The 26,174-nt window shown below is 61.5% G+C and carries 22 protein-coding genes; 10 read left to right on the top strand and 12 right to left on the bottom strand.

Going from position 1 to position 26,174, the window contains the following annotated elements; all coding sequences use genetic code 11:
- Nucleotides 1–107 precede the first annotated feature (107 nt).
- Nucleotides 108–3,056 carry an HD domain-containing phosphohydrolase gene (locus AC515T_RS08890; RefSeq protein WP_496532179.1) on the top strand — a complete coding sequence of 983 codons (2,949 nt, stop codon included), beginning with the start codon at nt 108–110 and terminating at the stop codon, nt 3,054–3,056.
- On the opposite strand, the gene AC515T_RS08885 is transcribed toward AC515T_RS08890, so the two are convergent.
- Nucleotides 3,057–3,539, bottom strand: a complete 483-nt coding sequence (locus AC515T_RS08885; protein ID WP_496532178.1) for a GAF domain-containing protein — start codon at nt 3,537–3,539, stop codon at nt 3,057–3,059.
- Complete coding sequence (locus AC515T_RS08880) at nt 3,536–4,426, bottom strand: ATP-binding protein (RefSeq protein WP_339476555.1); 891 nt, start codon at nt 4,424–4,426, stop codon at nt 3,536–3,538. The genes AC515T_RS08885 and AC515T_RS08880 overlap by 4 nt, the downstream gene beginning before the upstream one ends.
- A gap of 163 nt (nt 4,427–4,589) precedes the next feature.
- On the opposite strand from AC515T_RS08880, the gene AC515T_RS08875 reads away from it, so the two are divergent.
- Complete coding sequence (locus AC515T_RS08875) at nt 4,590–6,911, top strand: hybrid sensor histidine kinase/response regulator (RefSeq protein WP_496532177.1); 2,322 nt, start codon at nt 4,590–4,592, stop codon at nt 6,909–6,911.
- On the opposite strand, the gene AC515T_RS08870 is transcribed toward AC515T_RS08875, so the two are convergent.
- From AC515T_RS08870 to msrB, 3 genes are all read right to left on the bottom strand, one after another.
- Nucleotides 6,895–7,356 (bottom strand): MarR family winged helix-turn-helix transcriptional regulator, encoded by a 462-nt coding sequence (locus AC515T_RS08870; RefSeq protein WP_072408019.1) that lies wholly within the window; start codon nt 7,354–7,356, stop codon nt 6,895–6,897. The two genes, AC515T_RS08875 and AC515T_RS08870, sit on opposite strands and share 17 nt — an antisense overlap.
- Nucleotides 7,353–7,838, bottom strand: a complete 486-nt coding sequence (locus tag AC515T_RS08865; RefSeq protein ID WP_003199416.1) for a glutathione peroxidase — start codon at nt 7,836–7,838, stop codon at nt 7,353–7,355. The genes AC515T_RS08870 and AC515T_RS08865 overlap by 4 nt, the downstream gene beginning before the upstream one ends.
- Nucleotides 7,839–8,096: 258 nt before the next feature.
- On the bottom strand, nt 8,097–8,489 hold the full coding sequence (gene msrB, locus AC515T_RS08860; RefSeq protein ID WP_496532176.1) for a peptide-methionine (R)-S-oxide reductase MsrB: 393 nt from the start codon (nt 8,487–8,489) through the stop codon (nt 8,097–8,099).
- A gap of 220 nt (nt 8,490–8,709) precedes the next feature.
- Between msrB and AC515T_RS08855 the strand changes: the two genes are divergently transcribed.
- Together AC515T_RS08855 and htpX are read left to right on the top strand one after the other, a co-directional pair.
- A complete protein-coding gene (locus AC515T_RS08855) occupies nt 8,710–9,921 on the top strand; it encodes a pyridoxal phosphate-dependent aminotransferase (protein ID WP_018603142.1) in 1,212 nt (403 codons plus the stop codon).
- 302 nt (nt 9,922–10,223) lie between these two features.
- Nucleotides 10,224–11,111: a protease HtpX gene (gene htpX, locus AC515T_RS08850; RefSeq protein WP_003183732.1), complete on the top strand. Its 888-nt coding sequence runs from the start codon at nt 10,224–10,226 to the stop codon at nt 11,109–11,111.
- A gap of 999 nt (nt 11,112–12,110) precedes the next feature.
- Here the strand turns inward: htpX and AC515T_RS08845 are convergent.
- A complete protein-coding gene (locus AC515T_RS08845) occupies nt 12,111–12,764 on the bottom strand; it encodes a thiopurine S-methyltransferase (protein WP_496532175.1) in 654 nt (217 codons plus the stop codon).
- Between the two features lie 102 nt (nt 12,765–12,866).
- On the opposite strand from AC515T_RS08845, the gene AC515T_RS08840 reads away from it, so the two are divergent.
- Nucleotides 12,867–13,640: a DODA-type extradiol aromatic ring-opening family dioxygenase gene (locus AC515T_RS08840; protein WP_496532174.1), complete on the top strand. Its 774-nt coding sequence runs from the start codon at nt 12,867–12,869 to the stop codon at nt 13,638–13,640.
- A gap of 223 nt (nt 13,641–13,863) precedes the next feature.
- Here AC515T_RS08840 and ltrA read toward each other — a convergent pair whose 3' ends face one another.
- From ltrA to AC515T_RS08825, 3 genes are all read right to left on the bottom strand, one after another.
- The gene (gene ltrA, locus AC515T_RS08835; RefSeq protein ID WP_496529475.1) at nt 13,864–15,231 is read right to left on the bottom strand and encodes a group II intron reverse transcriptase/maturase; all 1,368 of its coding nucleotides are present in this window, start codon (nt 15,229–15,231) and stop codon (nt 13,864–13,866) included.
- A gap of 447 nt (nt 15,232–15,678) precedes the next feature.
- Nucleotides 15,679–17,352, bottom strand: a complete 1,674-nt coding sequence (locus AC515T_RS08830; RefSeq protein WP_496532173.1) for a DEAD/DEAH box helicase — start codon at nt 17,350–17,352, stop codon at nt 15,679–15,681.
- Between the two features lie 492 nt (nt 17,353–17,844).
- Complete coding sequence (locus AC515T_RS08825) at nt 17,845–18,600, bottom strand: spermidine synthase (protein ID WP_496532172.1); 756 nt, start codon at nt 18,598–18,600, stop codon at nt 17,845–17,847.
- A gap of 142 nt (nt 18,601–18,742) precedes the next feature.
- Between AC515T_RS08825 and AC515T_RS08820 the strand changes: the two genes are divergently transcribed.
- Nucleotides 18,743–20,089: a class II 3-deoxy-7-phosphoheptulonate synthase gene (locus AC515T_RS08820; RefSeq protein ID WP_109751450.1), complete on the top strand. Its 1,347-nt coding sequence runs from the start codon at nt 18,743–18,745 to the stop codon at nt 20,087–20,089.
- Between the two features lie 127 nt (nt 20,090–20,216).
- On the opposite strand, the gene AC515T_RS08815 is transcribed toward AC515T_RS08820, so the two are convergent.
- Complete coding sequence (locus AC515T_RS08815; RefSeq protein ID WP_496532171.1) at nt 20,217–21,446, bottom strand: winged helix-turn-helix domain-containing protein; 1,230 nt, start codon at nt 21,444–21,446, stop codon at nt 20,217–20,219.
- 64 nt (nt 21,447–21,510) lie between these two features.
- Nucleotides 21,511–21,729, bottom strand: a complete 219-nt coding sequence (locus tag AC515T_RS08810) for a DUF1127 domain-containing protein (RefSeq protein ID WP_053120494.1) — start codon at nt 21,727–21,729, stop codon at nt 21,511–21,513.
- A 97-nt stretch (nt 21,730–21,826) separates the two neighbouring features.
- Here AC515T_RS08810 and AC515T_RS08805 point away from each other — a divergent pair, with 97 nt between their 5' ends.
- Nucleotides 21,827–22,681: a LysR substrate-binding domain-containing protein gene (locus tag AC515T_RS08805; protein ID WP_027912697.1), complete on the top strand. Its 855-nt coding sequence runs from the start codon at nt 21,827–21,829 to the stop codon at nt 22,679–22,681.
- Here AC515T_RS08805 and AC515T_RS08800 read toward each other — a convergent pair.
- On the bottom strand, nt 22,671–23,420 hold the full coding sequence (locus tag AC515T_RS08800) for a sulfite exporter TauE/SafE family protein (protein WP_496532170.1): 750 nt from the start codon (nt 23,418–23,420) through the stop codon (nt 22,671–22,673). The two genes, AC515T_RS08805 and AC515T_RS08800, sit on opposite strands and share 11 nt — an antisense overlap.
- Nucleotides 23,421–23,565: 145 nt before the next feature.
- On the opposite strand from AC515T_RS08800, the gene AC515T_RS08795 reads away from it, so the two are divergent.
- The 3 genes from AC515T_RS08795 (at nt 23,566) to AC515T_RS08785 (ending at nt 26,013) form a co-directional block, all read left to right on the top strand.
- The gene (locus AC515T_RS08795) at nt 23,566–24,027 is read left to right on the top strand and encodes a MarR family winged helix-turn-helix transcriptional regulator (protein ID WP_496532169.1); all 462 of its coding nucleotides are present in this window, start codon (nt 23,566–23,568) and stop codon (nt 24,025–24,027) included.
- A gap of 516 nt (nt 24,028–24,543) precedes the next feature.
- Nucleotides 24,544–24,963, top strand: a complete 420-nt coding sequence (locus AC515T_RS08790) for an organic hydroperoxide resistance protein (RefSeq protein WP_003199389.1) — start codon at nt 24,544–24,546, stop codon at nt 24,961–24,963.
- Between the two features lie 36 nt (nt 24,964–24,999).
- Complete coding sequence (locus AC515T_RS08785) at nt 25,000–26,013, top strand: alpha/beta hydrolase (protein ID WP_496532168.1); 1,014 nt, start codon at nt 25,000–25,002, stop codon at nt 26,011–26,013.
- Nucleotides 26,014–26,174 lie beyond the last annotated feature (161 nt).

Here is a 26,174-nt window from a genome sequence, read left to right as displayed (position 1 = left end):
TTTACTATGCTATTCGCTCAGCAGTGCGTACCTGGGGGTTCTCGATCGGTTTCCCTTGCACGCGGGAATCCCCATCGAGAACACCCCTGACACTTGGAGTGACTGCAATGCCCAGCGCACCGCGTCCGGAAAAACGCCGGTTCCCCCTGCACGTCCACATCAGCGTGATGTTTACCCTGCTGCTGTTGTTGACCGGGGTGGTGCTGGGTATTTTCAATTACCGGCAAACCACGCATATCATCCTGTCGAGCAGTGAAAAACTGTTCAACCGCATTGAACAGGATGTGCGCCTGGACTTGTATGACACCTACGAACCCATCCGCCACCTGTTGAGCCTGCTGGCCGACTACCCGGCGACACGCACGCCGCAGATGGCGCAACGCCTGGCCCTGCTCGTACCCTTCAGCCAGGCATTGCGGGACAACCCGAACCTGGCATCGCTGTACCTGGGCGATCACCGCGGCAATTTCCTGATGGTCCGGCCACTGCGCACCCCCGCCCTGAAAACCGCCCTGCAGGCACCCGCCGAAGCGGCCTACCAGGTCTGGACCGTGGAGCGGGCCACCGAGCAAGGCCCGATTCATTCCCAGTCGCTGTTCTACGACGAGAGCCTGACGCTCATCGATCGCCGGGACATGGCCGACGAAACCTATGATCCGCGCAGCCGCGACTGGTTTCGCAGCGCCGTCGGCAGCGCCGAACAGATCACCACCGAGCCCTACGTTTTCTTCTCGACCCATAACGTCGGCACCACCCTCGCCCGGCGCAGCGGCGAACAGGCGGTCATCGGCGCCGACCTGACCCTGGCGGCCCTGTCCCAGACCCTGGCCAAACACAAGGTGACCACTGGCACCGAGATCGTATTGCTCGATCCCAAGGGCAACGCCGTCGGTTATCCCGACAGCGACCGGCTGCTTACCGACGCCCGCTCAGCGCGCCTGATCAAGGCCCGCGACCTCAACCCGGCCATCGCCGCCGTCCTCGACGCCAACGCTGACACGACCCGCCTGGAAGCGGTCGGACGCCAGTGGATCGTTTCGCGCAGCCACATGCAGGAAGGCGGGCCCCAAGGCCTGGAACTGGCGTTGCTGGTGCCTGAAGATGAGCTGCTGGACAACGCTTATCGCATGCGCTGGCAAGGCGCGCTCATCACCCTCGCCACCCTGCTGCTGTGCCTGCCCCTGGGCTGGCTGACGTCCAGGATCCTGGTCAAGCCCTTGCGCGAACTGGTGCAGGAGGCCGACGCCATTCGCAGCTTTGATTTCAACTACCCGGTGTCCCGCCGTTCCCCGGTGCTGGAAGTCGATCAGTTGAGCGTCTCGATGGCACGCATGAAAGAAACCCTGGCAAGTTTCTTTGAAATCACCGCCAGCCTGCGCGCCGAAACCCGCTTCGCCCCGTTGCTGGAGCGGGTGTTGTTCGAAACCGTAAAGATCGGCCAGGCCCAGGCCGGTCTGATCTACCTGCGCGAGAATGACGATAATCGGTTCAAGCCCTATGGGCTGGTGATCGATGGAACCCCCAGGGACCTCGACGCCTTCAAGCTACGCAGTCATGAGCTACAGGCGGGCGACAGCCCGCAATGGCTCCAGCAACTGGCCGTCTCGGACAATCTCGTGACTTCCCTGGGCTTCGAGCAGGCGGCCGACCTGCAAGGCATCCTGCGGGCACTGGACTCGCCCCGGGTCCACCTGATCGGCATCCGCCTGCGCAATCGCCACCAGGAAACCGTCGGCGTCTTGGTCTTGCTGATCACCGACAGCGGCACCGAAGCCGACCTGGAAAAACTCCAGCCCGACCGCATCGCCTTCCTGCAAGCCGTGTCCGGCGCCGCCACCGTGAGCATCGAGAGCCAGCGCCTGCAGGCCAAGCAAAAGCAACTGCTGGACGCCTTCATCCAACTGCTGGCCGGCGCGATCGATGCTAAGAGTCCCTACACCGGCGGCCATTGCCAACGGGTGCCGGTCCTGACCCTGATGCTCGCCCAGGCCGCCGCCGCCAGCCAGGCACCGGCGTTCACCGCCTATCAGCCCACCGAGGATGAATGGGAAGCCTTGCACATCGCCGCCTGGCTGCACGATTGCGGCAAGGTCACCACCCCCGAATACGTCGTCGACAAAGCCACCAAACTGGAAACCCTGAACGACCGGATCCACGAGATACGCACCCGCTTCGAAGTGCTCAAGCGCGACGCCTGGGTCGAGTACTGGCAGGCCGTGGCAAGCGGCGGCGAGTCGTCATCCCTGGCGCAGCGGCGCGACGCGACATTGACGGCCCTGGATGATGACTTCGCCTTTGTCGCCCGCTGCAACCTGGGCTCCGAAGCCATGGCCGAGGCCGATCTGCAACGCTTGCAACACATCGCGCAACGCCGGTGGACCCGGACCCTCGACGATCGCCTGGGGGTTTCCTGGGAAGAAAATCGTCGCCAGGCCCGCACGCCCCAGCCGACACTGCCGGTCACCGAGCCGCTGTTGGCGGACAAGCCCGAGCACCTGATCGAGCGCCACGCGGCCGAACTGATCCCGGAGGACAATCCGTGGGGCTTCCAGCTCGACGTACCGGCCTGGAAATACAACCGCGGCGAGCTCTACAACCTGAGCATCACGCGAGGCACGCTGACTCGCGAGGAGCGCTACGTCATCAACCATCACATGGTGCAGACGATCCTGATGCTCAGCCAGTTGCCCTTCCCCAGCCACCTGAACAGCGTGGCGGAGATCGCCGGCGGTCATCATGAGAAAATGGACGGCAGCGGTTACCCCAAGCGTCTCAAGCGCGAAGAGATGAGCCTGCCGGCACGGATGATGGCCATCGCCGACATTTTCGAAGCACTGACGGCAGCCGACCGCCCCTACAAGAAAGCGAAGACGCTGAGCGAGGCCCTGGGCATCATGGCCACCATGTGCCGTGACGCCCATATCGATCCCGAGCTGTTCGGACTGTTCATCGAAGAAAAGCTCTACCTGAGCTACGCCGAGCAGTTCCTCGACCCGCATCAGATCGACGAAGTCGACCCCGACAGCCTGCTGGTCAAGGCCGGGCTGAAGGCATGATCAGCAATCCGTCAGGCGCAGGAATATCGAGGCCAATGCTTCAATGCCGGCCTGATCATGCTCGCTGAAACGCGCCAGTTTCGGACTGTCCAGGTCAAGCACACCGATCAGGCGCCCATCCTTGACCAGCGGCACCACCAGTTCGCTGTTCGAGGCGCTGTCGCAGGCGATGTGCCCGGCGAAGGCATGGACATCTTCGACGCGCTGGGTCTGCCGGGTCGCTGCCGCCGTGCCACACACGCCACGGCCAAAGGGAATCCGCACACAGGCGATCTGGCCCTGGAACGGGCCCAGGACCAGTTCTTCGTTGCGATTGAGGTAGAAGCCGGCCCAGTTCAAGTCGTCCAGCTGGCTGGACAGGAACGCCGAAAACTGCGCGGCGTTGGCGATGAAATCGCGCTCATCGGCCAGCAAGGATTCCAGCTGTGCCGATAACAACGCGTAGCCATCGAGACCGACACCGGTGCCCTTCAAATCGATCATGCCTTGTGCTCCAACAATTTCAGGCCTACCCAATAACGGGCAAACTGATAAGCGCAACGTCCGTTGCGGTTGCCGCGACCGGTTGCCCAGCGCACCGCCAGCACATCCAGCGCTTCGTCGCGCTGCCAGGCCAGCCCGGCCTTGGCCGCCAGTTCGCCGATCCAGTGCTCCACGACGTTGAGGAAATGCTCCTGGGTAAACGGATAAAACGACAGCCACAAGCCAAAGCGATCGGACAAGGCGATCTTGTCCTCCACCGCTTCGCTGGGGTGAAGTTCGCCGTCGACCCGTTTCCAGTTCTCGTTGTCGCTTTCCTTTTCCGGCACCAAGTGACGACGGTTGGAGGTGGCATACAGCAGCACGTTGTCCGGGGCCTGCTCCAGGGAGCCATCCAACACGCTCTTGAGCACACGGTAATCGCCTTCGCCGGACTCGAACGACAAGTCATCGCAGAACAACACGAAGCGCTGTGGCAGTTTCGCAACCTGCTCGACCACCCGGGGCAGATCAGCCAGGTGATCGCGTTCGATCTCGATCAACCGCAGGCCATGCTGGGCATGTTCGGCCAACAGGGCGCGCACCAGGGACGACTTGCCGGTGCCACGCGAGCCCCAGAGCAAGGCATGGTTGGCGGGCATGCCATCGATGAACTGCCGGGTGTTGCGGCCCAGTTGTTCGACCTGGCGGTCCACGCCGATCAGGTCCGACAAGCGCATGTCGAGGCTGACTTGCAGCGGCAGCAGGTAGCCGCTGCGCCCGTCACGCTGCCAGCGGGCGGCCAGGGTCTGGGTCCAATCGATGGCCGGCCGGGGCGCCGGCAGCAAAGGCTCGATCCGGGCCAGCACGGCATCGGCACGCTCAAGAAAAGCATTCAATCGCGAGTCCACGTCTTCTCCTCGGACAGGTTCACAGTAATGATGGCGCTCCAGCAACGAAACGCCTTATCCAATGGCGGGTCTACTTCACACAATACACACCGGTCGCACCGGAATTCAGAGATGATCAGCTATGCTTGACCGGCGAAGGGAAACGTAAGTGGTTCATCACTCAATGGACATCAGATTCACCCAACGGCTTTCCTATAAGCAGGCCCGCCTGACCGTTCTGGTGGGCTTCGTGTTGGGCACCTTACTCAGCCTGATGCAGATCGGCATCGATTATGCCAGCGAAGACGCGTCGATCAACCGTGAAATCCTGTCGCTGCTGGAAATCAGCCACAACCCGGCCTCGCGCATCGCCTACAACATCGACGCCGAACTCGCCCAGGAACTGTCCATGGGCCTGTTGCGCTCACCGGCCATCATCGGGGTCGAGCTGATCGACAACAACAATACCGTGCTGGCCAGCGTCAAGCGGCCCGAGCTGCAAAGCAGCTACCGGTTCATCAGCGACTTCCTGTTCGGCGCCCAGCGCCAGTTCGAGGACCGGCTCTACCTGGACCACTTGCCCGGCGAATCCCTGGGCATGCTGCGACTGGACGTCGACACCTATACATTCGGCAGTCGGTTCCTGCGCCGCGCCGAGGTCACCTTGCTCAACGGCTTCGCCCGCAGCCTGATCCTGACCGGCCTGCTGTTGGCATTGTTCTACGTGATGCTGACCAAACCCCTGGTACGGGTCATCCGCGAACTGAGCAGCCGCGACCCGAGCAGCAGCGAACAGAACCGCCTGGAATGCCCTTCCGGCCACCAGTCCGATGAAATCGGCGTGCTGGTTTCCGTCGCCAACCAACAGTTCGAAAATATCTCCACGGAAATCCAACAACGGCGCACGGCCGAAAATCGCCTCACCGAATACCTGGCGCAACTGGAAAACATCGTCTCGGCACGCACCGCCGAACTCAAGGCCATCAACGCCCGCCTCAGCCAGTCCAACGAGGAGCTGGAAGTGGCCCGGCGCACGGCCCTGGACATGGCCGAAGCCCGCTCCGCGTTCCTCGCCAACATGAGCCACGAGATCCGCACGCCGCTCAACGGCCTGCTGGGAATGATCGCCCTGTCCCTGGACGGTCCCCTGACGGCCGAGCAACAGCAGCAGCTCTCGATTGCCCATGACTCGGGCAAGGTGTTGGTCGAACTGCTCAACGACATCCTCGACCTGTCGAAATTCGACGCCGGTCAACTGGAGCTCGAACGCATCCCGTTCGACCTCGGCGCCCTGGTGGAGGATACCGCCAACCTGCTTTCCCAGAACGCGGCCCCCAGTGTCGAGCTGGCCTGCCTGATCGATCCCCGGTTCCCGGCGCAGGTGCTCGGCGACCCGACCCGGGTGCGCCAGATCGTCAGCAACCTGCTGTCCAACGCCCTGAAGTTCACACGCTTCGGCCGGGTCGACGTGAAGTTGAGCCATCACGAAGGCGGCGTGCGAATCGAAGTCTGCGACACCGGTATCGGCATCCCCCAGGAAGCCCAGGCGAGAATCCTGCAACCGTTCACCCAGGCCGGCGCCGGGATTACCCGCCAGTTTGGTGGCACCGGGCTGGGCCTGGCACTGACCTACAACCTCTGCGAAGCCATGCAGGGTCGATTGACGATCAGTTCCGAAGCCGGTTTTGGCAGTCAGTTCTGCGCCGACCTGCCCCTGCCCTGTCATCTCCCGGCAACCCCGGTCGAACGGTTGCGCGGCAACGTCGTCGCCATCACCGCCAGCAGCAGTGGCCTGGCCGAATTGCTGAACATGTTGTTGCCGGGGTGGGGGCTGGATTATGTGCAGCGCTCCATCGATGACGGGCTGCTGGGGCTCAAGCCTGACGTGCTGATCACCGACTGCCCGGAATGCCTGTTCAACCTGCGGCCGACCTTTGACGCGCCGATCCTGCTGGTGACCGCCTATGGCAGCTTCATGCCCGGCGAAGAAGCCGCCGCCCTCGCCCCGCTGATACAACAGGCCCGACCGCTGGCGCGCCATGCGCTGTACCAGATTCTACGGCGCGCCATGCAAAGCGAGGCGACCACCATCAACGACGCACAGATCGAAACCCTGACGCCGTCCAAGCGTGGACGGGTGCTGCTGGTGGAGGACAATCCGGTCAACCAACTGGTGGCCAAGGGCATGTTGGTGAAACTGGGCTGCGAAGTCACCGTCGCGGCCCACGGCGTCGAAGCGCTGGATCAATTGGAACAACACGTGTTCGACCTGGTGTTGATGGACTGCAACATGCCAGTGATGGACGGCTACGAAGCCAGCCGGCAGATTCGCCGCAGCGGGCGCTGGTCGGACCTGCCGATCGTTGCGCTGACGGCCAACGCGATGCCTGAGGAACGTGAGCGCTGCCGGGCCTCTGGCATGAACGATTACCTGTCCAAGCCATTCCGCCGCGAAGAGCTGGCGGCCGTACTGGATCAGTGGGTACCCACTACGTCAGCGCTTTGATCTGGCCCAGCAGATGATCGAGACCGTCTCGCAACGCGCCCAGGCGGTCCAGATCGACACCGCTGTCGCATAACAGGCGGGCCTTGAGCGGGCCGACCTGTTCGCGCAAGGCCCGCCCTGCAGCCGACAAGCTCAAGTGCACCTCCCGCTCGTCCCGGGCCGAACGCTGGCGCTGGACCAGGTCCAACTGTTCCAGGCGCTTGAGCAGCGGCGTCAGCGTGCCGGAATCCAGCAGCAAACGCTCGCCCAGGGCCTTGACCGTCGGCTGTGGCGGAGCCGTGTCCTGCCACTCCCACAACACCAGCATCGCCAGGTATTGCGGATAGGTCAGGCCGAGCTGATCGAGCATCGGCTTGTAGCCACGGATCACCGCACGGGAAGCGGCGTACAGCTTGAAGCACAACTGGCTGTCGAGCTTCAGCGAATCGGCTGACAGGTCATTCATTTGAGCAGCGCTTCGATCTCGCCGGTCAGGTCTTGGGGTTTGGTGGTCGGGGCAAAACGCTTGACCACCTGACCGTCCTTGCCGATCAGGAACTTGGTGAAATTCCACTTGATGCCTTTGGACCCCAGCACGCCGGGTGCACGCTGTTTAAGCTGGACGAACAGCGGATGGGCATTGGCGCCGTTGACTTCGATTTTCTTGAACAGGGGAAAACTCACGCCGAAGTTCAGTTCGCAGAACTCGGTGATCGCCCCCTCATTGCCCGGCTCCTGCTTGCCAAACTGATTGCAGGGAAAGCCCAGCACCACCAGACCCTGGTCCTTGTAGGTCTGCCACAACGCCTCAAGCCCCTTGTATTGCGGGGTGAATCCGCACTGGCTGGCTGTATTGACCACCAGCACAGCCTTGCCGGCGAAATCGGCGAGGGTCTTTTGCTCACCCTTGATGGTGGTGCACGGGATGCTCAGCAGGTTGTCGCTCATGGCACGGCTCCGAAAATGTATAGGACAGGCGGCGAAGATAGCGAACGATTCAATTGTGTGCAATTTAATTGTCCGAAACCATGACCTCTGCCCCCCGGGCTTTTGTGGCGAGGGAGCTTGCTCCCGCTCGGCGGCGCAGCCGTCGTAAAACCGGCCGACGCGGTCTGCCAGGAGAACTATGCCAGGCCGTTTTGGGGCGGCTGCGCCGCCCAGCGGGAGCAAGCTCCCTCGCCACAGGGGGATTATGGTGAACAGTCCCTACCGAGGCACGAGATCCAGGCACACCGAGTTGATGCAGTACCGCAACCCCGTGGGCGGCGGGCCGTCGGGGAAGACGTGGCCCAGGTGGGCGTCGCATTTGGCACAGACCACCTCGGTGCGAATCATGCCGTGGCTGACGTCCCGCACCTCCACCACCGCGCTGCCTTCAAGGGGCGCGTAGAAACTCGGCCAGCCACAGCCCGAATCGAATTTGGTCTGCGAGTCGAACAACGGCTCGTTGCAGCAGATGCAGTGATACACACCGTCGGTCTTGGTGGCGTTGTATTTGCCGGAGAATGGCCGCTCGGTGCCCTTCAACCGACAGACGTTGTACTGCTCCGGGTCGAGCATGGCGCGCCATTCTTCAAGGGTTTTCTGCAACTTTTCCATCGTCCTACCTCGGCAATTGAAAAAGCCCGATCCGACGCTTTTCCGCAGATCGGGCGGCACGTATGATTGCGCCTCGTCAGACGCCAGTCTGGCAGTCACGTCATGCGCATTCAAACGGATTGTGGCACCTATACCGCGTCAGGCCTGGGCACAGACGCAGGATTCCCAGTACGGTAGTTCATACGCCGCCTGGATCGTTCATTTTCGGGAACACATCGCCATGCAGGTCAGCAAATCGAACAAGCTCGCCAACGTCTGCTACGACATTCGCGGCCCGGTGCTCAAGCACGCCAAACGCCTGGAAGAGGAAGGCCATCGCATCCTCAAGCTGAACATCGGCAACCCGGCCCCCTTTGGTTTCGAAGCGCCCGATGAAATCCTCCAGGACGTCATCCGCAACCTGCCGACCGCCCAAGGCTACAGCGACTCCAAAGGCCTGTTCAGCGCGCGCAAGGCCGTGATGCAGTATTACCAGCAGAAGCAGGTCGAAGGGATCGGCATCGAGGACATCTACCTGGGCAACGGCGTGTCCGAGTTGATCGTGATGTCCATGCAGGCCCTGCTCAACAACGGTGACGAAGTGCTGGTGCCGGCACCGGACTATCCGCTGTGGACCGCTGCCGTGAGCCTGTCCGGCGGCAACCCGGTGCATTACCTGTGCGACGAACAGGCCAACTGGTTTCCCGACCTGGCGGACATCAAGGCCAAGATCACGCCCAATACCAAGGCCCTGGTGATCATCAACCCGAACAACCCGACCGGCGCCGTGTATTCCCGGGAAGTGCTGCTGGGCATGCTGGAACTGGCCCGCCAGCACAACCTGGTGGTGTTCTCCGACGAGATCTACGACAAGATCCTCTACGACGACGCCGTGCACGTATGCACCGCCTCCCTGGCGCCGGACCTGTTGTGCCTGACCTTCAACGGCCTGTCCAAGTCCTATCGGGTCGCCGGCTTCCGCTCCGGCTGGATCGCCATCTCCGGGCCCAAGCACCATGCCCAGAGCTACATCGAAGGCATCGACATGCTGGCCAACATGCGCCTGTGCGCCAACGTGCCGAGCCAGCATGCGATCCAGACGGCGCTGGGCGGCTACCAGAGCATCAACGACCTGGTCCTGCCCCAGGGCCGGCTGCTGGAACAGCGCAATCGCACCTGGGAACTGCTCAACGACATTCCCGGCGTCAGTTGTGTCAAGCCGATGGGCGCGCTGTATGCCTTCCCACGGATCGACCCGAAGGTCTGCCCGATCCACAACGATGAGAAGTTCGTCCTCGACCTGCTGCTGTCCGAGAAGCTGCTGGTGGTCCAGGGTACGGCGTTCAACTGGCCATGGCCGGACCATTTCCGCGTCGTGACCCTGCCGCGGGTCGATGACCTCGACCAGGCCATTGGCCGGATCGGCAACTTCCTCAAGTCCTACCGTCAATAAGCCGGGCAGCGTGCGAGGCGTCCTCCCCTCGCACGCTGTTTGATTCAGCAACATATCCGTTCCGCCGACTCCGTCGGGCCTTCTACACTGGGGACTGGACGGCCAATGTGCATCTGGGCTCAACGTTCACGGGGGGCAGGCACCGCATTTCTTTTCCCTGGTCACTTTCAGAAAAGTCTTTCAAGCATTTAGGACGCTTGTAGGACACAGTTTGAAATAGTCGGCGAGTTGAATAGCCTGCGGCAGCACCTTATATACCCCGCATAACGCTACATCTTTAGCATGAGGAGATTTTCACAACCATGATGCGCATCCTGCTGTTCTTGGCCACTAACCTGGCGGTCGTGCTGATTGCCAGCATCACCCTGAGCCTCTTTGGCTTCAACGGGTTCATGGCGGCCAATGGGGTTGACCTCAACCTCAATCAGCTGCTGATCTTCTGTGCGGTGTTCGGTTTCGCCGGTTCCCTGTTCTCGCTGTTCATCTCCAAGTGGATGGCGAAGATGAGCACCGGCACCCAGATCATCAGCCAGCCGCGCACGCGTCACGAACAATGGCTGCTGCAGACCGTCGAGCAGTTGTCCCGCGAAGCCGGTATCAAGATGCCGGAAGTGGGTATCTTCCCCGCCTACGAGGCCAACGCCTTCGCCACGGGCTGGAACAAGAACGACGCCCTGGTCGCCGTCAGCCAGGGTTTGCTCGAGCGGTTCTCGCCCGATGAAGTCAAGGCCGTGCTGGCCCACGAGATCGGCCACGTTGCCAACGGCGACATGGTGACCCTGGCGCTGATCCAAGGCGTGGTGAACACCTTCGTGATGTTCTTCGCGCGGATCATCGGTAATTTCGTCGACAAGGTGATCTTCAAGAACGAAGAAGGCCAGGGCATCGCCTACTACGTGGCGACGATCTTCGCCGAGCTGGTACTGGGCATCCTCGCCAGCGCCATCGTCATGTGGTTCTCGCGCAAACGCGAGTTCCGCGCCGACGACGCCGGTGCACGCCTGGCTGGCACCAGCGCCATGATCGGTGCCCTGCAACGTCTGCGTGCAGAGCAAGGCCTGCCAGTGCATATGCCCGATACCCTGAATGCCTTTGGCATCAACGGTGGCATCAAGCAGGGCCTGGCACGCATGTTCATGAGTCACCCGCCGCTGGAAGAGCGTATTGACGCTCTGCGTCGTCGCGGCTGACAGGTTCGAGCGTCAAGCGTAATGCTGTTCACTTAGAAAAAACGGCGCCTCTTCAGAAATGGGAAGCGCCGTTTTTTTGTTCTCTGTTTTTTAGAGTGGTGTGTATATCCGTTGCTGCGGTAACGGCCACTTAGGGTTCCGCCCTTACGGCGGGTCACTTTTGGAAGAGCGCCAAAAGTAACCAAAAACGCTTTTGCCCCACCACTCGGTGCCTCGCTTAGGCTCGGCATGCCTGAACGAAGGCATTGCTCCGTGGGCCCGCCGCGAAGGGCCATCCATGGCCCAGCGCGGCTACCTCGGCATCCATGCCGAGGTGCCCACTCCACAACGCCTTCGTTCAGCCATCGTGGTTTAACGGGGCGTCCGAGATCAACGTCCACCGCGAGGCGGCCTGATAGCCGACCTGGTTCATGGCGGGACCGCGTTTCTCCTGTGGGATGAGTGTGGGAGCGAGCCTGCTCGCGATGGCGGTGGTTCAGTCACAGGGATGTTGGGTTTGCTGGCCTCATCGCGAGCAGGCTCGCTCCCACGGGTTTTGCGGTGTACATGGATTTTGTGTCTGCTGAAGATTCAGTGTGGGAGCGAGCTTGCTCGCGATAGCGGTGGTTCAGCTAAACAGATGCTGGCATGTATCCCGCTCTTGCTCTTTCTTTGGACTTTGATCTGGACGCCCCGTTAAACCACGCTGGCCGAACGCAGGTATTGCGCAGTGGGCATCCCGGCATGGATGCCGGGATAGCCGCGCTGGGCCATGGATGGCCCTTCGCGGCGGCCCACGGAGCAATGCCTGCGTTCGGGCACACCGAGCCTAGGCGAGGTGCCGAGTGGTGGGGCAAAGCGTTTTTGGTTACTTTTGGCTGGTCCGGCTCCCGGCTCTTCCAAAAGTGACCCGCCGTAAGGGCCATCCCTAAGCAGCCGTTACCGCAGCAATGGATATACACACCTCAAGATCTTCAATAACGGCTCAAGTGAACAGCATTAGCCAGTGATACGGGCTCATCAATACCTGGAAATTCGATACACCCGCTCATCCAACCTCGTCACCCCCGCCTGCAAAAACTTCCAGCTCTCCCCCAGCACATCCTGCTCCTGCAAAACCTCCAGCCGCCAGCCCTCTCCCCACAGCCGCCGCACCTCATCATCACCGACGGAAAACGGTGGGCCGGGCATTTCATCCTGGTTGTAATCCAAGGTAATCAACAAACCGACACCGCCGGGCAAGATCCCCTGCAGGTGAGCCGCGTACCGCTCCCGCATCGGCATAGGCAAGGCAATCAACGCAGCGCGGTCGTACAGCCCCGTGCAATCGGCCACATCCTGCGGGCCCAGGGCAAAGAAATCACCGCAGCGAATCTCGATATCACCGGCACGGAACACCCTGAAAGCCCCCTCTTCACTCACAACCGGCTCAAGCTGCTGCTCAAGAAAAAAATCAGTGGCGGCTTTTTCCGACAACTCCACGCCCAGCACCGAGTAGCCCTGATGGGCAAGCCACAGCAGATCCAGGCTTTTGCCACACAACGGCACCAACACCCGACTGCCCTGGGTCAATCCCAGTTGCGGCCAGAAACGTTGCAGGTAGGGGTTCACCTGCGGCAAATGAAAACCAATCTGGTTCGATGACCAGCGCTTGTGCCAAAACTCGGGCTCCATGATTCGCTCCAAAAATTCGATCAAAACGGGCTAAAACTTATATTAGATTTAGATCATAGACCTGACGGAAGATGACCCATCTTAACGCTCAGGAGTCCGTTCATGCTGCCCAGCCTGTTTATCTCCCATGGCTCACCGATGCTCGCCCTGGAGCCCGGTGCCAGCGGCCCGGCACTGGCTCGCCTGGCAGCTCAATTGCCCAAGCCCAAGCCCAAGGCCATCGTCATCGTGTCCGCCCACTGGGAAAGCAACGAACTGCTGGTCAGCGCCAATCCGCAGCCGCGCACCTGGCACGACTTCGGGGGCTTTCCCCCCGCGCTGTATGAAGTGCAGTACCCCGCGCCTGGCGATCCTCAGCTGGCGATGCAGGTAGCAGACATGCTTAACGCCGCGCACCTGCCGGCCCGCCTCGACCCTCAACGGCCGTCCGACCATGGCGTCTGGGTGCCATTGTCGTTGATGTACCCCGAGGCCGACATTCCGGTGGTGCAGGTTTCCCTCCCCAGCCGCCAGGGACCGGTGTTGCAGACACAGGTCGGCCAGGCCCTGGCAAGCCTGCGCCAAGAGGGCGTCCTGCTGATCGGCTCCGGCAGCATCACTCATAACCTGCGCGACCTGGACTGGAACGCCGGCCCTGACAGCATCGAACCCTGGGCCAAGGCGTTTCGCGATTGGATGGTCGAGCGACTGGCGGCCGACGATGAGGCCGCGCTGCACGACTACCGGCGTCAAGCGCCCAATGCCGTACGCAGCCACCCCAGCGACGAGCACTTGTTGCCGTTGTACTTTGCCCGGGGAGCGGGTGGGACATTCAGTGTTGCCCATGCGGGGTTCACGATGGGGACGCTGGGGATGGATATCTATCGGTTCGACTGATGGACCGCGTCGCTGCAATCGCGAGCAAGCTCGCTCCCACAGGGAGTTTGTGAGCGCCACAAATCCGGTGTGGGAGCGAGCTTGCTCGCGATTGGCGTCCACGACACCTCCCCTGAAGACACACCAAACGCCAGGATCGGCATAGGGGACGGCCTTCATAGGCCGTTCCCCTGCCACACCACCCGGCATGCGGGTCCGCACCGGGCGGTTCGAGAGATTGAGGTCAGGAGAGACGCGGTAAACCCAAGCTGTCGAACCAGGCGATACTCAGCACACGGTTCAGCTCATACCGGCTGTTGCTCCACCAACGGCGAGCATTCCCCGCGATCTTCCTCGCGACTTCCACACTCGCCCCCAGTGCCCGCAACGCCCGGTAGGTCGTCGTTCCGCGCTTCCATTGCTTGAGCTGGATTGCTCGTAATCGGTGCCGTATCCATTCGTCCAGCTCGCGCCAGACGGCTGGGGTTTGCGACAGTCCGAAATAAGCTTTCCAACCCAGAATGTAAGGGCGCAGATCATCGACGATCTGCTGCAAACTACGGCCACATGAGCGTCGGGTGTGCCAGCGTATTCGCTGCTTGAACTGCTTTTGCGCTTTAAATGAGACGGCTCGCTTGGCTTCGCCCTGAGAGGCCCAGAAGGCGTATCCCAGAAACTTGCGACCAAACGCACTCGTCACCGCACTCTTGCTCTCGTTGACGCTCAAGTGCAGCTTTTCATACAGACACTTGAGCAAGGACATCACTCGCTGCCCGGCCTTCTGACTGCGAACGTACACATTCGCATCATCGGCATAGCGCACAAAACTATGACCTCGGCGTTCAAGCTCTCGATCCACTTCGTCCAGCAGCACGTTCGCCAGCAACGGCGACAGCGGGCCGCCTTGCGGCGTCCCCAGGCGGCTTTTCTCGACCACGCCATTGATCAGCGTTCCCGCATCCAGATACGCACGGATCAGGCGAATGACCGCCTGATCTGCTATCCGTTTGCGTAAGCGATCCATCAAGATGTCGTGGTCGACCCGGTCGAAGAACTTCTCCAGATCAACATCCACTACCACCTTGAGCCCCGCAGACACATGGCGCTGAGCCGCCAGGATGGCGTCCTGCGCACTGCGCCCCGGACGAAAGCCGTAGCTGTGTTCACTGAAGGTTGGATCGAGCAGTGGTTGCAGGACTTGCAGCAGCGCTTGTTGAATCAACCGGTCGGTGACCGTTGGAATGCCTAACTCGCGTTCACCGCCGTCAGGCTTGGGAATGACCACGCGCCGTACCGGACTGGGCCGGTAGACGCCTGAAAGAAGCTGTTCGCAGATCACAGGCCATCGGGACTGCAAAAGTTTGGCGGTCTGTTCAATGTCCAAACCGTCGACTCCAGCAGCTCCTTTGTTGGCCCTGACTCGTCTCCAAGCCCGTTTCAGGTTCGCTCTCGCAAAGGCCCGTTCCAGCAGCCCTTGCCCTGCGTTGTAGGATTCATCTTGCGGGCAATTGACCTCGTCGCTGATGGAGGCACTCACGGCTTCACCGCTCGCGTCCCTCCCATCCGCCCCGCGTTTGGCAGGCATCTGACTTCCGGTCTTTCGCATCAACATGGCCTATGACGCTTTCTCTCGTTCGGCCCTTCGTCAAAAAAAAGAAAAAAAGACTACTACGGCCTCTGCTGACTTCTCGCTCCGGTTTGCACCGTCGCCCTTTCAGGCATAAGGCGAGATCTCCCCAGGTAAGAACGCAATCCTTCACCGCACAGCCGCCGGATCTACGCAGCCGCCCTTTGACCACAAGAGTTTCGCGGTTTTTGGCCCGCTCACCCTGGTCGGCTTCGCCTTATATCCGGTTCTTGTTCATCGGCTCACGGCTTCGCTCCACGCTTCCTCCCCACACTCGGTCGCCCTCATGCAGTTGCGCTTCACTTCATTCGCTGTGGTCAGCTTACGGCGGGACTTTCACCCACAAGATTGCGCCCATGCTGGGCGCACCAAAAAAAAATCCCCGAACCAGTCGGGGATTTTTCATGTTCGATCAATCAGCCCAAGAGCCGATCAATCCTCGCGGTAGCGACGCAGCTTGAGCTGCTTGCCAGCCACGCGGGTGTCTTTCAGCTTGGTCAGCAACTTCTCCAGACCATCTTCCGGCAGCTCGACCAGGCTGAAGCTGTCACGCACCTGGATGCGGCCGATCGCTTCGCGGGCCAGGCCGCCTTCGTTGAGGATGGCACCCAGCAGGTTCTTGGCCGCGATGCCGTCTCGGGCACCCAGCGCGGTACGGCAGCGCGCACGACCTTCGGCCAGCGAGATCGGTGCACGACGCTCGCGATCACCACGGTCCGGACGGTCACCGGTGCGCTCAGGACGATCGCCACGCGGTGCGTTGTTCGGCACCAGGGGACGTTCCTTCTCGATTGCAGCCAGGTTCAGCGCTTGGCCATTGGTGGCCTTGCGCAGCAGTGCGGCGGCCAGGGCGCGTGGGGTGCAACCGATGTCGGCGGTCAGGCGATCAAGCAGCTCACCGTGGGTCGATTCGGCATCAGCCACCAGGGGCGACAGGCTGTTGGTCAGTTTCTTGATGCGGGCATCGAGAACGGCCTGGGCGTCCGGCAGGCGAACTTCAGCCACCTTCTGGCCAGTCACACGCTCGATCACTTGCAGCATGCGGCGCTCACGCGGGGTGACCAGCAGCAGCGCGCGGCCTTCGCGACCGGCACGGCCGGTACGGCCGATACGGTGAACGTAGGATTCCGGATCGTACGGCATGTCCACGTTGAATACGTGGGTGATGCGCGGAACGTCCAGGCCACGGGCAGCGACGTCGGTCGCCACAACGATGTCCAGGCGGCCATCCTTGAGGGAATCGATCACGCGCTCACGCTGGTTCTGGGCAATGTCACCGTTCAGCGCAGCGGCTTTGTAGCCTTTGGCTTCCAGGGCGCTGGCCAGGTCCAGGGTCGCTTGCTTGGTGCGCACGAACATGATCAGGGCGTCGAAGTCTTCCACTTCCAGCAAGCTGAGAACGGCGGAAGTCTTCTGGTCGGCGTGCACCAGCAGGTGAGCTTGTTCGATCGCGGTGACGGTCTGAGTCTTGGTCTGGATCTTCACGTGTTGCGGATCGCGCAGGTGGCGCTCGGCAATGGCACGGATCGATTGCGGCAGGGTGGCCGAGAACAATACAGTCTGGCGGGTTGCTGGCAGAGCCTTGAAGATGACTTCCAGGTCATCCATGAAGCCCAGCTTGAGCATCTCGTCGGCTTCGTCGAGAACCAGGTGGTTCACGGTAGCCAGGACTTTCTCGTCACGACGCAGGTGGTCGCACAGACGACCCGGAGTGGCGACAACGATCTGCGCGCCATTACGGATTGCTTTCAGTTGTGGGCCCATCGGGGCGCCGCCGTAAACGGCCACAACGGTAACGCCAGGCATTTGCTTGGAGTAGGTTTCGAAAGCGGTGGCTACTTGCAGCGCCAACTCACGGGTTGGCGCCAGGATCAGGGCTTGCGGTTCGCGCTTGGCAGGATCGATGCGATGCAGGATCGGCAGGGCGAACGCAGCGGTTTTACCCGTACCGGTTTGCGCCTGGCCAATCATGTCGTGGCCGGCCATGATGATCGGGATCGATTGCTGCTGAATCGCCGAAGGTTCTTCGTAGCCGGTCGCGGTGACGGCAGCAAGAATGTTCGGGTTGAGATTAAAAGCGGCGAAGCCGCCGGTTTCCTGGGTCATGGGTCTGCCTCTAAGTGCATCCGCAAAGACCCATGCTCCAAAGCTGCGCATGCCGTGTTGAGACTCAAGAGTCGCCCTGGCTGCTTTGTCGGCGGGGATTTGCGAAAACGAATGAATGGAAAAAGAACGTCGTGGAAGCATCCGTTGTGCGGACATGCAACCGAAGCTGACTTCGGAGAATTGCGCTACCTTGACGCGGCCCGGCTAAAGGCCGGCGCGCACTATACCGGAATTCGCCCGAAAAGGGAGCTTTTTTTATTACCAAACCCCGTTATGGGGCTCGCTGTCGCAAGGCCTTGGAGCCGCCAGCTAAAACGATTCATCTCCAGACGTCTTCGCCCCTGTGGCGAGGGAGCCTGCTCCCGCTCGGCTGCGAAGCAGACGCCTGGGTTGATATTTGAAATCGAAAGGGGGGCCGCTCGCGCCCCAGCGGGAACAGGCTCCCTCGCCACAGGGGAACTCACTCGCCATAAGGGTTTTTGGCTTCTCTGATCAAGTCGCCGGGCGAATGGCCTTGATCAACGACTGCAAGGAATAGCCCAGCCGCGGCGCCAGCCCTTCGGCCCTGGCGACCAGTCCTTGCATGTCCAGTTCCTGATCCAGGTCCGCAGGCACAATCAGGATCACGTTGCCCTCCTTCACCGGCAGCTCCCAGTAATGCCGGTGGTACAAGCCGCGCAACAGCGCCGCGCCCAAGGGCTTGCCGTCGTCGGTGGCCCATTGGTTGATCACCAGCCAGCCGCCCGGGTTGAGGCGTTTCTGGCAGTTTTCCAGGAACCCCCAGGCCAGGTGCCCAACGCCTGGGCCGACATCGGTATAAAGGTCGACGAAAATCAGGTCCGCCGGCTCCGCCGTTTCAAGCAACTCCAAGGCATCGCCAACGCGGATGTACAGTCGCGGATCGTCGTCTAACCCCAGGTATTCGATGGCCAGGCGCGGTACGTCAGGGCGCAGTTCAATGGCCTCGACGTCTTCCAGCGGCAGGAACTTGAGGCAGGCCTGGGTCAGCGTACCGGCGCCCAGCCCCAGGAACAGCGCGCTTTCCGGCTGCTCGTGACACAACGCACCGATGAGCATGGCGCGGGTGTAGTCATATTCGAGCCAGCTCGGATCCGCCGTGAACACGCAGCTTTGCTCGATGGCATCGCCGAACTCCAGAAACCGGTAATCGGCCACTTCGAATACGCGAATCATGCCGAATTCGTCGTGCGCCTCGGCGAGCAAATGCTCGACGCGCTCCTCTGTCATTTCATCTCCTGATGATTGCCGTGCCGGCATGAGCCTGCGGATACGGGACAAAGGCGCGATTGTCCGCGAAGCAAGCGGAACAGGTCACGCACTAATTTGCTGATAACATGGCCGTCCGAGCGTAAATCACCTAGAGATCATGATGAGCCAACCCTGGAGCCCTGACAGCTGGCGCGCCCTGCCGATCCAGCAACAACCCCGCTACCCCGACGCCGCGCACCTGTTGCAGGTGGAGCAGACCCTGGCCAGTTATCCGCCATTGGTGTTTGCCGGTGAAGCCCGGGAATTGCGCCGTCAGTTCGCCGAGGTGACCCAGGGCCGGGCGTTCCTGCTGCAAGGCGGCGACTGCGCCGAAAGCTTTGCCGAGTTCTCTGCGGCCAAGATCCGCGACACCTTCAAGGTGCTCTTGCAGATGGCGATCGTCATGACCTTTGCCGCCGGCTGCCCGGTGGTCAAGGTCGGGCGCATGGCCGGGCAATTCGCCAAGCCGCGCTCGGCCAACGACGAAACCATCGACGGCGTGACCCTGCCGGCCTACCGGGGCGACATCGTCAACGGTATCGGTTTCGACGAAAAAAGCCGCGTACCGGACCCGGAGCGGTTGCTACAGTCCTACCACCAGTCCACCGCCACCTTGAACCTGCTGCGCGCCTTCGCCCAGGGCGGGTTCGCCGATCTGCACCAGGTGCACAAGTGGAACCTGGACTTCATCGCCAACTCGGCCCTGGCGGAAAAATACAGCCACCTGGCCGATCGCATCGACGAAACCCTGGCGTTCATGCGCGCCTGCGGCATGGACAGCTCACCGCAATTGCGCGAAACCAGTTTCTTCACCGCCCACGAAGCATTGCTGCTCAATTACGAAGAAGCGTTCGTGCGCCGTGACAGCCTGACCAACGACTATTACGACTGCTCGGCCCACATGCTGTGGATCGGCGACCGTACCCGCCAGTTGGACGGTGCCCATGTCGAATTCCTGCGCGGGGTGAACAACCCGATCGGAGTCAAGGTCGGTCCGAGCATGGACCCGGACGACCTGATCCGCCTGATCGACGTGCTCAACCCGGACAACGACCCCGGCCGTCTGAACCTGATCGCCCGGATGGGCGCCAACAAGGTCGGCGAACACTTGCCACCGCTGTTGCGCGCCGTGCAGCGTGAAGGCAAGCAGGTGCTGTGGAGCTCCGACCCGATGCACGGCAACACCATCAAAGCCAGCAGCGGCTACAAGACCCGAGACTTCGCGCAGATCCTCGGTGAAGTGAAGCAGTTCTTCCAGGCCCACGAAGCCGAAGGCACCTATGCTGGCGGGATTCACATCGAAATGACCGGGCAAAATGTCACCGAATGCATCGGCGGTGCGCGGCCGATTACCGAGGACGGGCTGTCGGACCGCTACCACACCCACTGCGACCCGAGGATGAATGCCGATCAGTCGCTGGAGTTGGCGTTTCTGATTGCGGAGACGTTGAAGCAGGTTCGGCGGTAGGTTCTTCTTCGCCGGTTAAACTGCTATCGCGAGCAAGCTCGCTCCCACATTGGATCGGCGGTGAACACAAAGCTTGTGGTCACCCGAGATTCCTTGTGGGAGCGAGCTTGCTCGCGATAGCGTCGGGTCAGTCACCACTCAACTTAGCCAACGCCACCGCCAACCGCACCCCACCCGCCCGCTGGCAATTGAGCTGTACCCGCTCCAATCCCAACCACCGGGCCATGCGCCACAGGTTCAGCGCCAAAGCCTGCATCCCCTCCTCGTCCAGCCCCGGCGCCTCCTCGTGCACGGCATGCACGGCCAACTGTCCCAAGGCCCGCTCCGCCCGCAAGTCCACCCGCGCCGCAATGCGTTCGTGATGCAGAAATGGCAAGACGTAGTAGCCGTACACCCGCTTGTGCACGGGGGTGTAGATTTCGAGGCGATAGCGAAAGTCGAACAACCGCTCGGTACGGCCGCGCTCCCAGACCAGCGAATCGAACGGCGACAGCAAGGCACTGGCGGCGACCTTGCGAGGGATTTTCGCCGTGGGTCGGCACCACGCCGGTTGCTTCCAGCCCTGCACCTGGCAGCGCAGCAGCTCCCCGGCCTCTTCCAGTTCGGCCAAGCGCCCGCGGCTGTCGGCCGGGTCGAGGCGAAAGTAGTCGCGCAGGTCTTTCTCGGTCGCGATGCCCAAGGCTTCGGCGGCATGTACCAGCAAGGCGCGTTGGGCCTGGGCTTCGTCCGGCAACGGTTGTTGCAGGATCGAAGCCGGCAGTACCCGCTCCGGCAAGTCGTAGAGCCGCTCGAACCCACGCCGCCCCGCCACCGTGACTTCGCCCGCCGCGAATAGCCATTCCAGCGCATGTTTCTCCGCGCTCCAGTCCCACCATGGCCCGGCCTTCTCCTGACGGGTGGACAAGCTGCCTGCGCCAAGGGCGCCCTGCTCCTGGACCGCCGCCAGGACGCGGCGGATGACATCCTGGCGTTCCTGGCCGAAACGCGCCAATTGGTGGTAGATGCCCTCGCCACGTAACGCCCGATCCATGCGCCAACGCATCAGCGGATACATCGAGATCGGCAGCAGCGACGCTTCATGGCCCCAGTATTCGAACAGCGTGCGACGTCGGCCCTGGCTCCAGGCTGCTTGATCGAGCAAATCACGGGGGTAGTCACCGAGGCGGGAAAACAACGGGAGGTAATGCGAGCGCACCAGCGCATTGACTGAGTCGATCTGCAGGACGCCGAGGCGTTCGATCAGACGGTTGAGGCGCGAGGGTTGCACCGAAGCTGGCGACGACCGCCCATCGAATCCTTGGGCAGCCAACGCCAGACGCCGGGCCTGTTTGAGGGTAAAGGACACAGTCGCGGGCATGGAGATCTCCTTGTCTGCTCGCAACCTACCTCACCAATAAGGGGTTTGTGTAGGAAAGGATGGCTCATTTGTGCATTGGGTCATCCCAGAATGGCCGAACCACTTCCTGCTCCACGTCGGCACGACTCACACCGATGTCCTTGAGCGCCTCGTCGCTCATTCCGGCCAGCAGTTCACGTTCGTGGTGCAATTCGTACCAGCGGCTAAACTTGTGCAGCAAGGCGCTGATGGAAAAGCCGTGGGAGAGTTTGTCTATCAGTAGATAACCTTTTTGACCTTTCATCGTGATGTCCTCCGTTGGGGATGGCTCAAGTCTCGCGCTAACGCTAAGATCAATCCAACGAATGTTTCTTATGCAATACATCTCGGAGATTGATCAATTGTCGAGTTACCCGAGCATCGATACGGAAGTGCTGCGTACCTTTGTCGCCATCGCCGACCAAGGCGGTTTCACCCGGGCTGGGGAATTGGTCAATCGCACCCAGTCTGCCGTCAGCATGCAGATGAAGCGCCTGGAAGAAGACGTCTTGCAGCGACGGCTGTTCGAGCGCGACGGGCGCCAGGTCAAGCTCACCGCCGAAGGTCAGGTACTGCTGGGTTACGCCCGACGGATCCTCAAGCTGCACAGCGAGGTGTTCAATACCCTGCGCGAACCGCACATGGTCGGCACCGTGCGCATCGGCACGCCGGATGATTACGTGATGCGCTTTTTGCCGGGCATCCTGCAACGCTTCGCCCAGTTCTATCCCCTGATCGAAATCGAAGTGCACTGCGAGTCGTCCAAGCAGTTGCTGCTGCGCCAGGACCTGGACCTGTCCATCGTTACCCGCAAGCCGGGTGACGAAATCGGCCAGTTGCTGCGAAAGGAGCGTTTTGTCTGGGCCGAAGCCGCCTGCTTCAATGTCCATGAACAAACACCGCTGCCCCTGGCAATGTTCAACAGTGACTGTTTCTGCCGGCAGTGGGCCTGCAATGCGCTGGACGCCATGGGCCGCGATTATCGCGTGGCCTACAACAGCTCGAGCCTGTCGGCGCTCATGGCGGTGGTGGGTGCCGGCCTGGCAATCACGGCGCAACTGGAAAGCCTGCTGACCCCGGACATGCGCGTACTGGGCGAGGCCGAAGACCTGCCGGAACTGCCCGAGGCCAGCATCATGCTGATCCGCAACCTGCACAACCCGTCGCCGATCACCGAGTGCCTGGCCGAACACATCGTCGAAGGTTTCAAACTTTAAAGGCGAGCAACACCGCGCACAGCACCAGGAAACCGCAGAACAGCCCACGCAACAGCCGCTCCGGCAAGGCGTGGGCGACTTTTACCCCCCAACTGATGCTCAGCAGGCCACCGACGGCCAGCGGCAAGCCGATGCTCCAGTCCACTTCGTGGTGAAACGCATACGTGGCGAGGGTCACGCCGGTACTGGGCAAGGCCAGCGCCAGGGACAAGCCTTGGGCAACCACCTGGGTGGTGCCAAAAATACTGGTCAGGATCGGCGTGGCGACCACGGCCCCGCCGACACCGAACAGACCGCCCATGGTGCCGGATGCGGCTCCCAGCACGCCGAGCCATGGCCAGCCATGACGCATCTGCGCCGAAGCGGGTGCGGTGGCGGCGAACATGCGGACCAGGTTGTAGAGCGTCAGCGCGATCAGGAACGCCACGAAGCCGATCCGCATGCTGTCCGCGTCGATCCCCACGGCCCAGATCGAGCCGAGCCAGGCAAAGCAGAACCCCATGGAGGCCAACGGCAGGACATGGCGCAACTCGATGCGATTGCGCTGGTGATAGCGCCACAACGCAAGCATGACATTGGGCACCACCATGACCAGCGCCGTACCTTGGGCCAGTTGCTGATCGAGGCCGAACCAGACGCCCAAGACCGGAATGGCAATCAGCCCGCCACCGATCCCGAACAATCCCCCCAAGGTGCCCAACACGGCACCAAACACCAAAAACAGCGCAAATTCGAACAAGACGATTCCCCTTTTCTCAGGGCGCATATCCTACGCAGTCGGCAACAACGGGGAAACGGGACATCTGATCAGGTCGTCAGAATTATCTGGCGCATTAAAGATTTGCCCGCTAGATTCGTAACGATCAATGATTGAAGGTTTTGCCATGAACACGTTGCGCGACACCCCCGAAGCCTGTGAAGCCCTGTTGCTCGACAACCAGGTCTGCTTCGCCCTGCACTCCACGTCGCTGCTGATGACCAAGGTCTATAAGCCGTTGCTACAGGCCCTGGGCCTGACATATCCGCAATACCTGGCGATGATGGTGTTGTGGGAAAAGGACGGATTGACCGTCGGTGAAATCAGCACACGTTTGCTTACCGATCCCGGCTCGCTGACCCCATTGCTCAAGCGCCTGGAGGCCGAAGGCCTGTTGAGCCGCACCCGCAGCCGTGAGGACGAACGCGTGGTGATTGTCGAACTCACCGAACAGGGCCGTGCCCTGCAGCAAAAGGCCCTCGACATCCCCCAATGCATCCTCGCCGCCAGCGGCCAGACCCTGGAGCAGTTGAAGAAGCTGCAACTTGACCTGCAAACGCTGCGCGGGCATTTGCAAGACAGCCTCTGACCTCCCCCCTATGGGAGCGGGCTTGCTCGCGAAGGCGCCGACACATCCAATATCTCGTCAACTGATCCACCGCCATCGCGAGCAAGCTCGCTCCCACATTGGATTTCTGGTGTCCGCAAAGTCTGCGCCATCCAACAGACTTCTGTGGGAGCGGGCTTGCTCGCGAAGGCGTCGACACATCCGATAGCCCCGCCAACTGACCCACCGCTATCGCGAGCAAGCTCGCTCCCACATTGGATTTCTGGTGTGAGCAAGGCCTGCGTCATCCAGCAGATCTCTGTGGGAGCGAGCTTGCTCGCGATAGCGGCCTCCCTGCCTACCAAGCCACTGCTAAAATTTTTTTAACATCCAAAACCGCTCTAGCTCAAGGGTTACAAGCCTCTTCAGCTTGCTTTTTCATGCTCGCCTCGAAAATTTATATTGCGCACAAAATATTAGCGCTATAAATTCTCTTCACACCTACTTAGCGCGCAAACATTTAGCGCAGAAAACCAACCCAGAAACGAGGCTCTCATCATGCAAACGCTCTACACCGCAATCGCAACCTCCACCGGCGGCCGTGATGGTCGTGCGATCTCCAGTGACAACATCCTTGACGTCAAACTCGCCACGCCCAAGGAACTCGGCGGTGCAGGCGGTGCGGCGACCAACCCTGAGCAACTGTTCGCCGCCGGCTACTCGGCCTGCTTCATCGGCGCCCTGAAATTCGTGGCCAGCCAGAGCAAACGCAAGATCCCGGACGACGCCTCGATTACCGCCCATGTCGGCATCGGCCAGATCCCTGGCGGTTTCGGCCTCGACATCGACCTCCACATCAGCCTGCCAGGGCTGGACCAGGCCGACGCGCAAAGCCTGGTGGACGCGGCTCACCAAGTCTGCCCGTACTCCAACGCCACCCGCGGCAACGTGGATGTGCGCCTGCATGTGACTGTCTGACCACCGACCCTAGACCCCGAACTTAAGGAGATACACATGAACACGCTCAGCAAAGCCCTGACCGCCACCCTTCTTGCCCTCAGCGTCAGCAGTGCCTTCGCCGACGGCATCGTCGAACATAACACCCAGGCGTTTCTCGACGTGCTCAATGCCGGTACCGGCAAGCCACTGGAGCAGCTGTCGCCCAAGGACGCCCGCGCCGTATTGGTGGGCGCCCAGGCGGGGGTCAAACTGACCTTGCCCAAGGCCGATGTCAGCGAGAAAACCATCCAGGTCGATGGCCAGCCGATCAGCCTGACCATCGTGCGCCCCGCCGGGGTCAAGGGTGAGTTGCCCGTGTTCATGTTCTTCCACGGCGGTGGCTGGGTATTGGGGGACTTCCCGACCCACGAACGACTGGTTCGGGATCTGGTGGCGGGTTCGGGTGCTGTCGCGGTGTTCGTCAACTACACGCCCTCACCCGAGGCGCATTACCCGGTGGCGATCAACCAGGCCTACGCCGCGACGAAATGGGTGGCCGAGCACGGCAAGCAAATCAACGTCGACGGCAAGCGCCTGGCCGTGGTGGGCAACAGCGTCGGCGGCAACATGGCGGCGGTCGTGGCCCTGATGGCCAAGGACAAAGGCACGCCGGCGATCCGTTTCCAGGCATTGCTGTGGCCGGTGACCGATGCCAGCTTCGAGACGGCGTCCTACAACCAGTTCGCCGAAGGACACTTCCTCAGTAAAAACATGATGAAGTGGTTCTGGGACAACTACACCACCGATGCCGGGCAACGCGGCGAGATCTATGCCTCGCCGCTGCGGGCCAGCACCGCCCAACTCAAGGGCCTGCCGCCAGCGCTGGTGCAGACCGCCGAGGCCGATGTCTTGCGCGATGAGGGTGAAGCCTACGCCCGCAAGCTGGACGCAGCCGGTGTGCCCGTCACGGCGGTGCGCTACAACGGCATGATCCACGACTATGGCTTGCTCAACGTGGTCAGCCAGGTGCCTGCGGTGCGTTCGGCGATGTTGCAGGTATCCGAAGAGCTCAAGCAGCACTTGAAATAATGATGGAACCAGGAGAAGCCTTTGTGGCGAGGGAGCTTGCTCCCGCTCGGCTGCGCAGCACTCGTAATCGGTTAAGGCGGCACGACTGAATGACCGAGTTGCCTGGGTTGGGGCTGCTGCGCAGCCCAGCGGGAGCAAGCTCCCTCGCCACGGGAATCGGT

Source organism: Pseudomonas sp. FSO-7, assembly GCF_059579345.1.
Note: the sequence above shows the minus strand (reverse complement) of the source record. Positions and strands in the feature narration are given on the sequence as shown.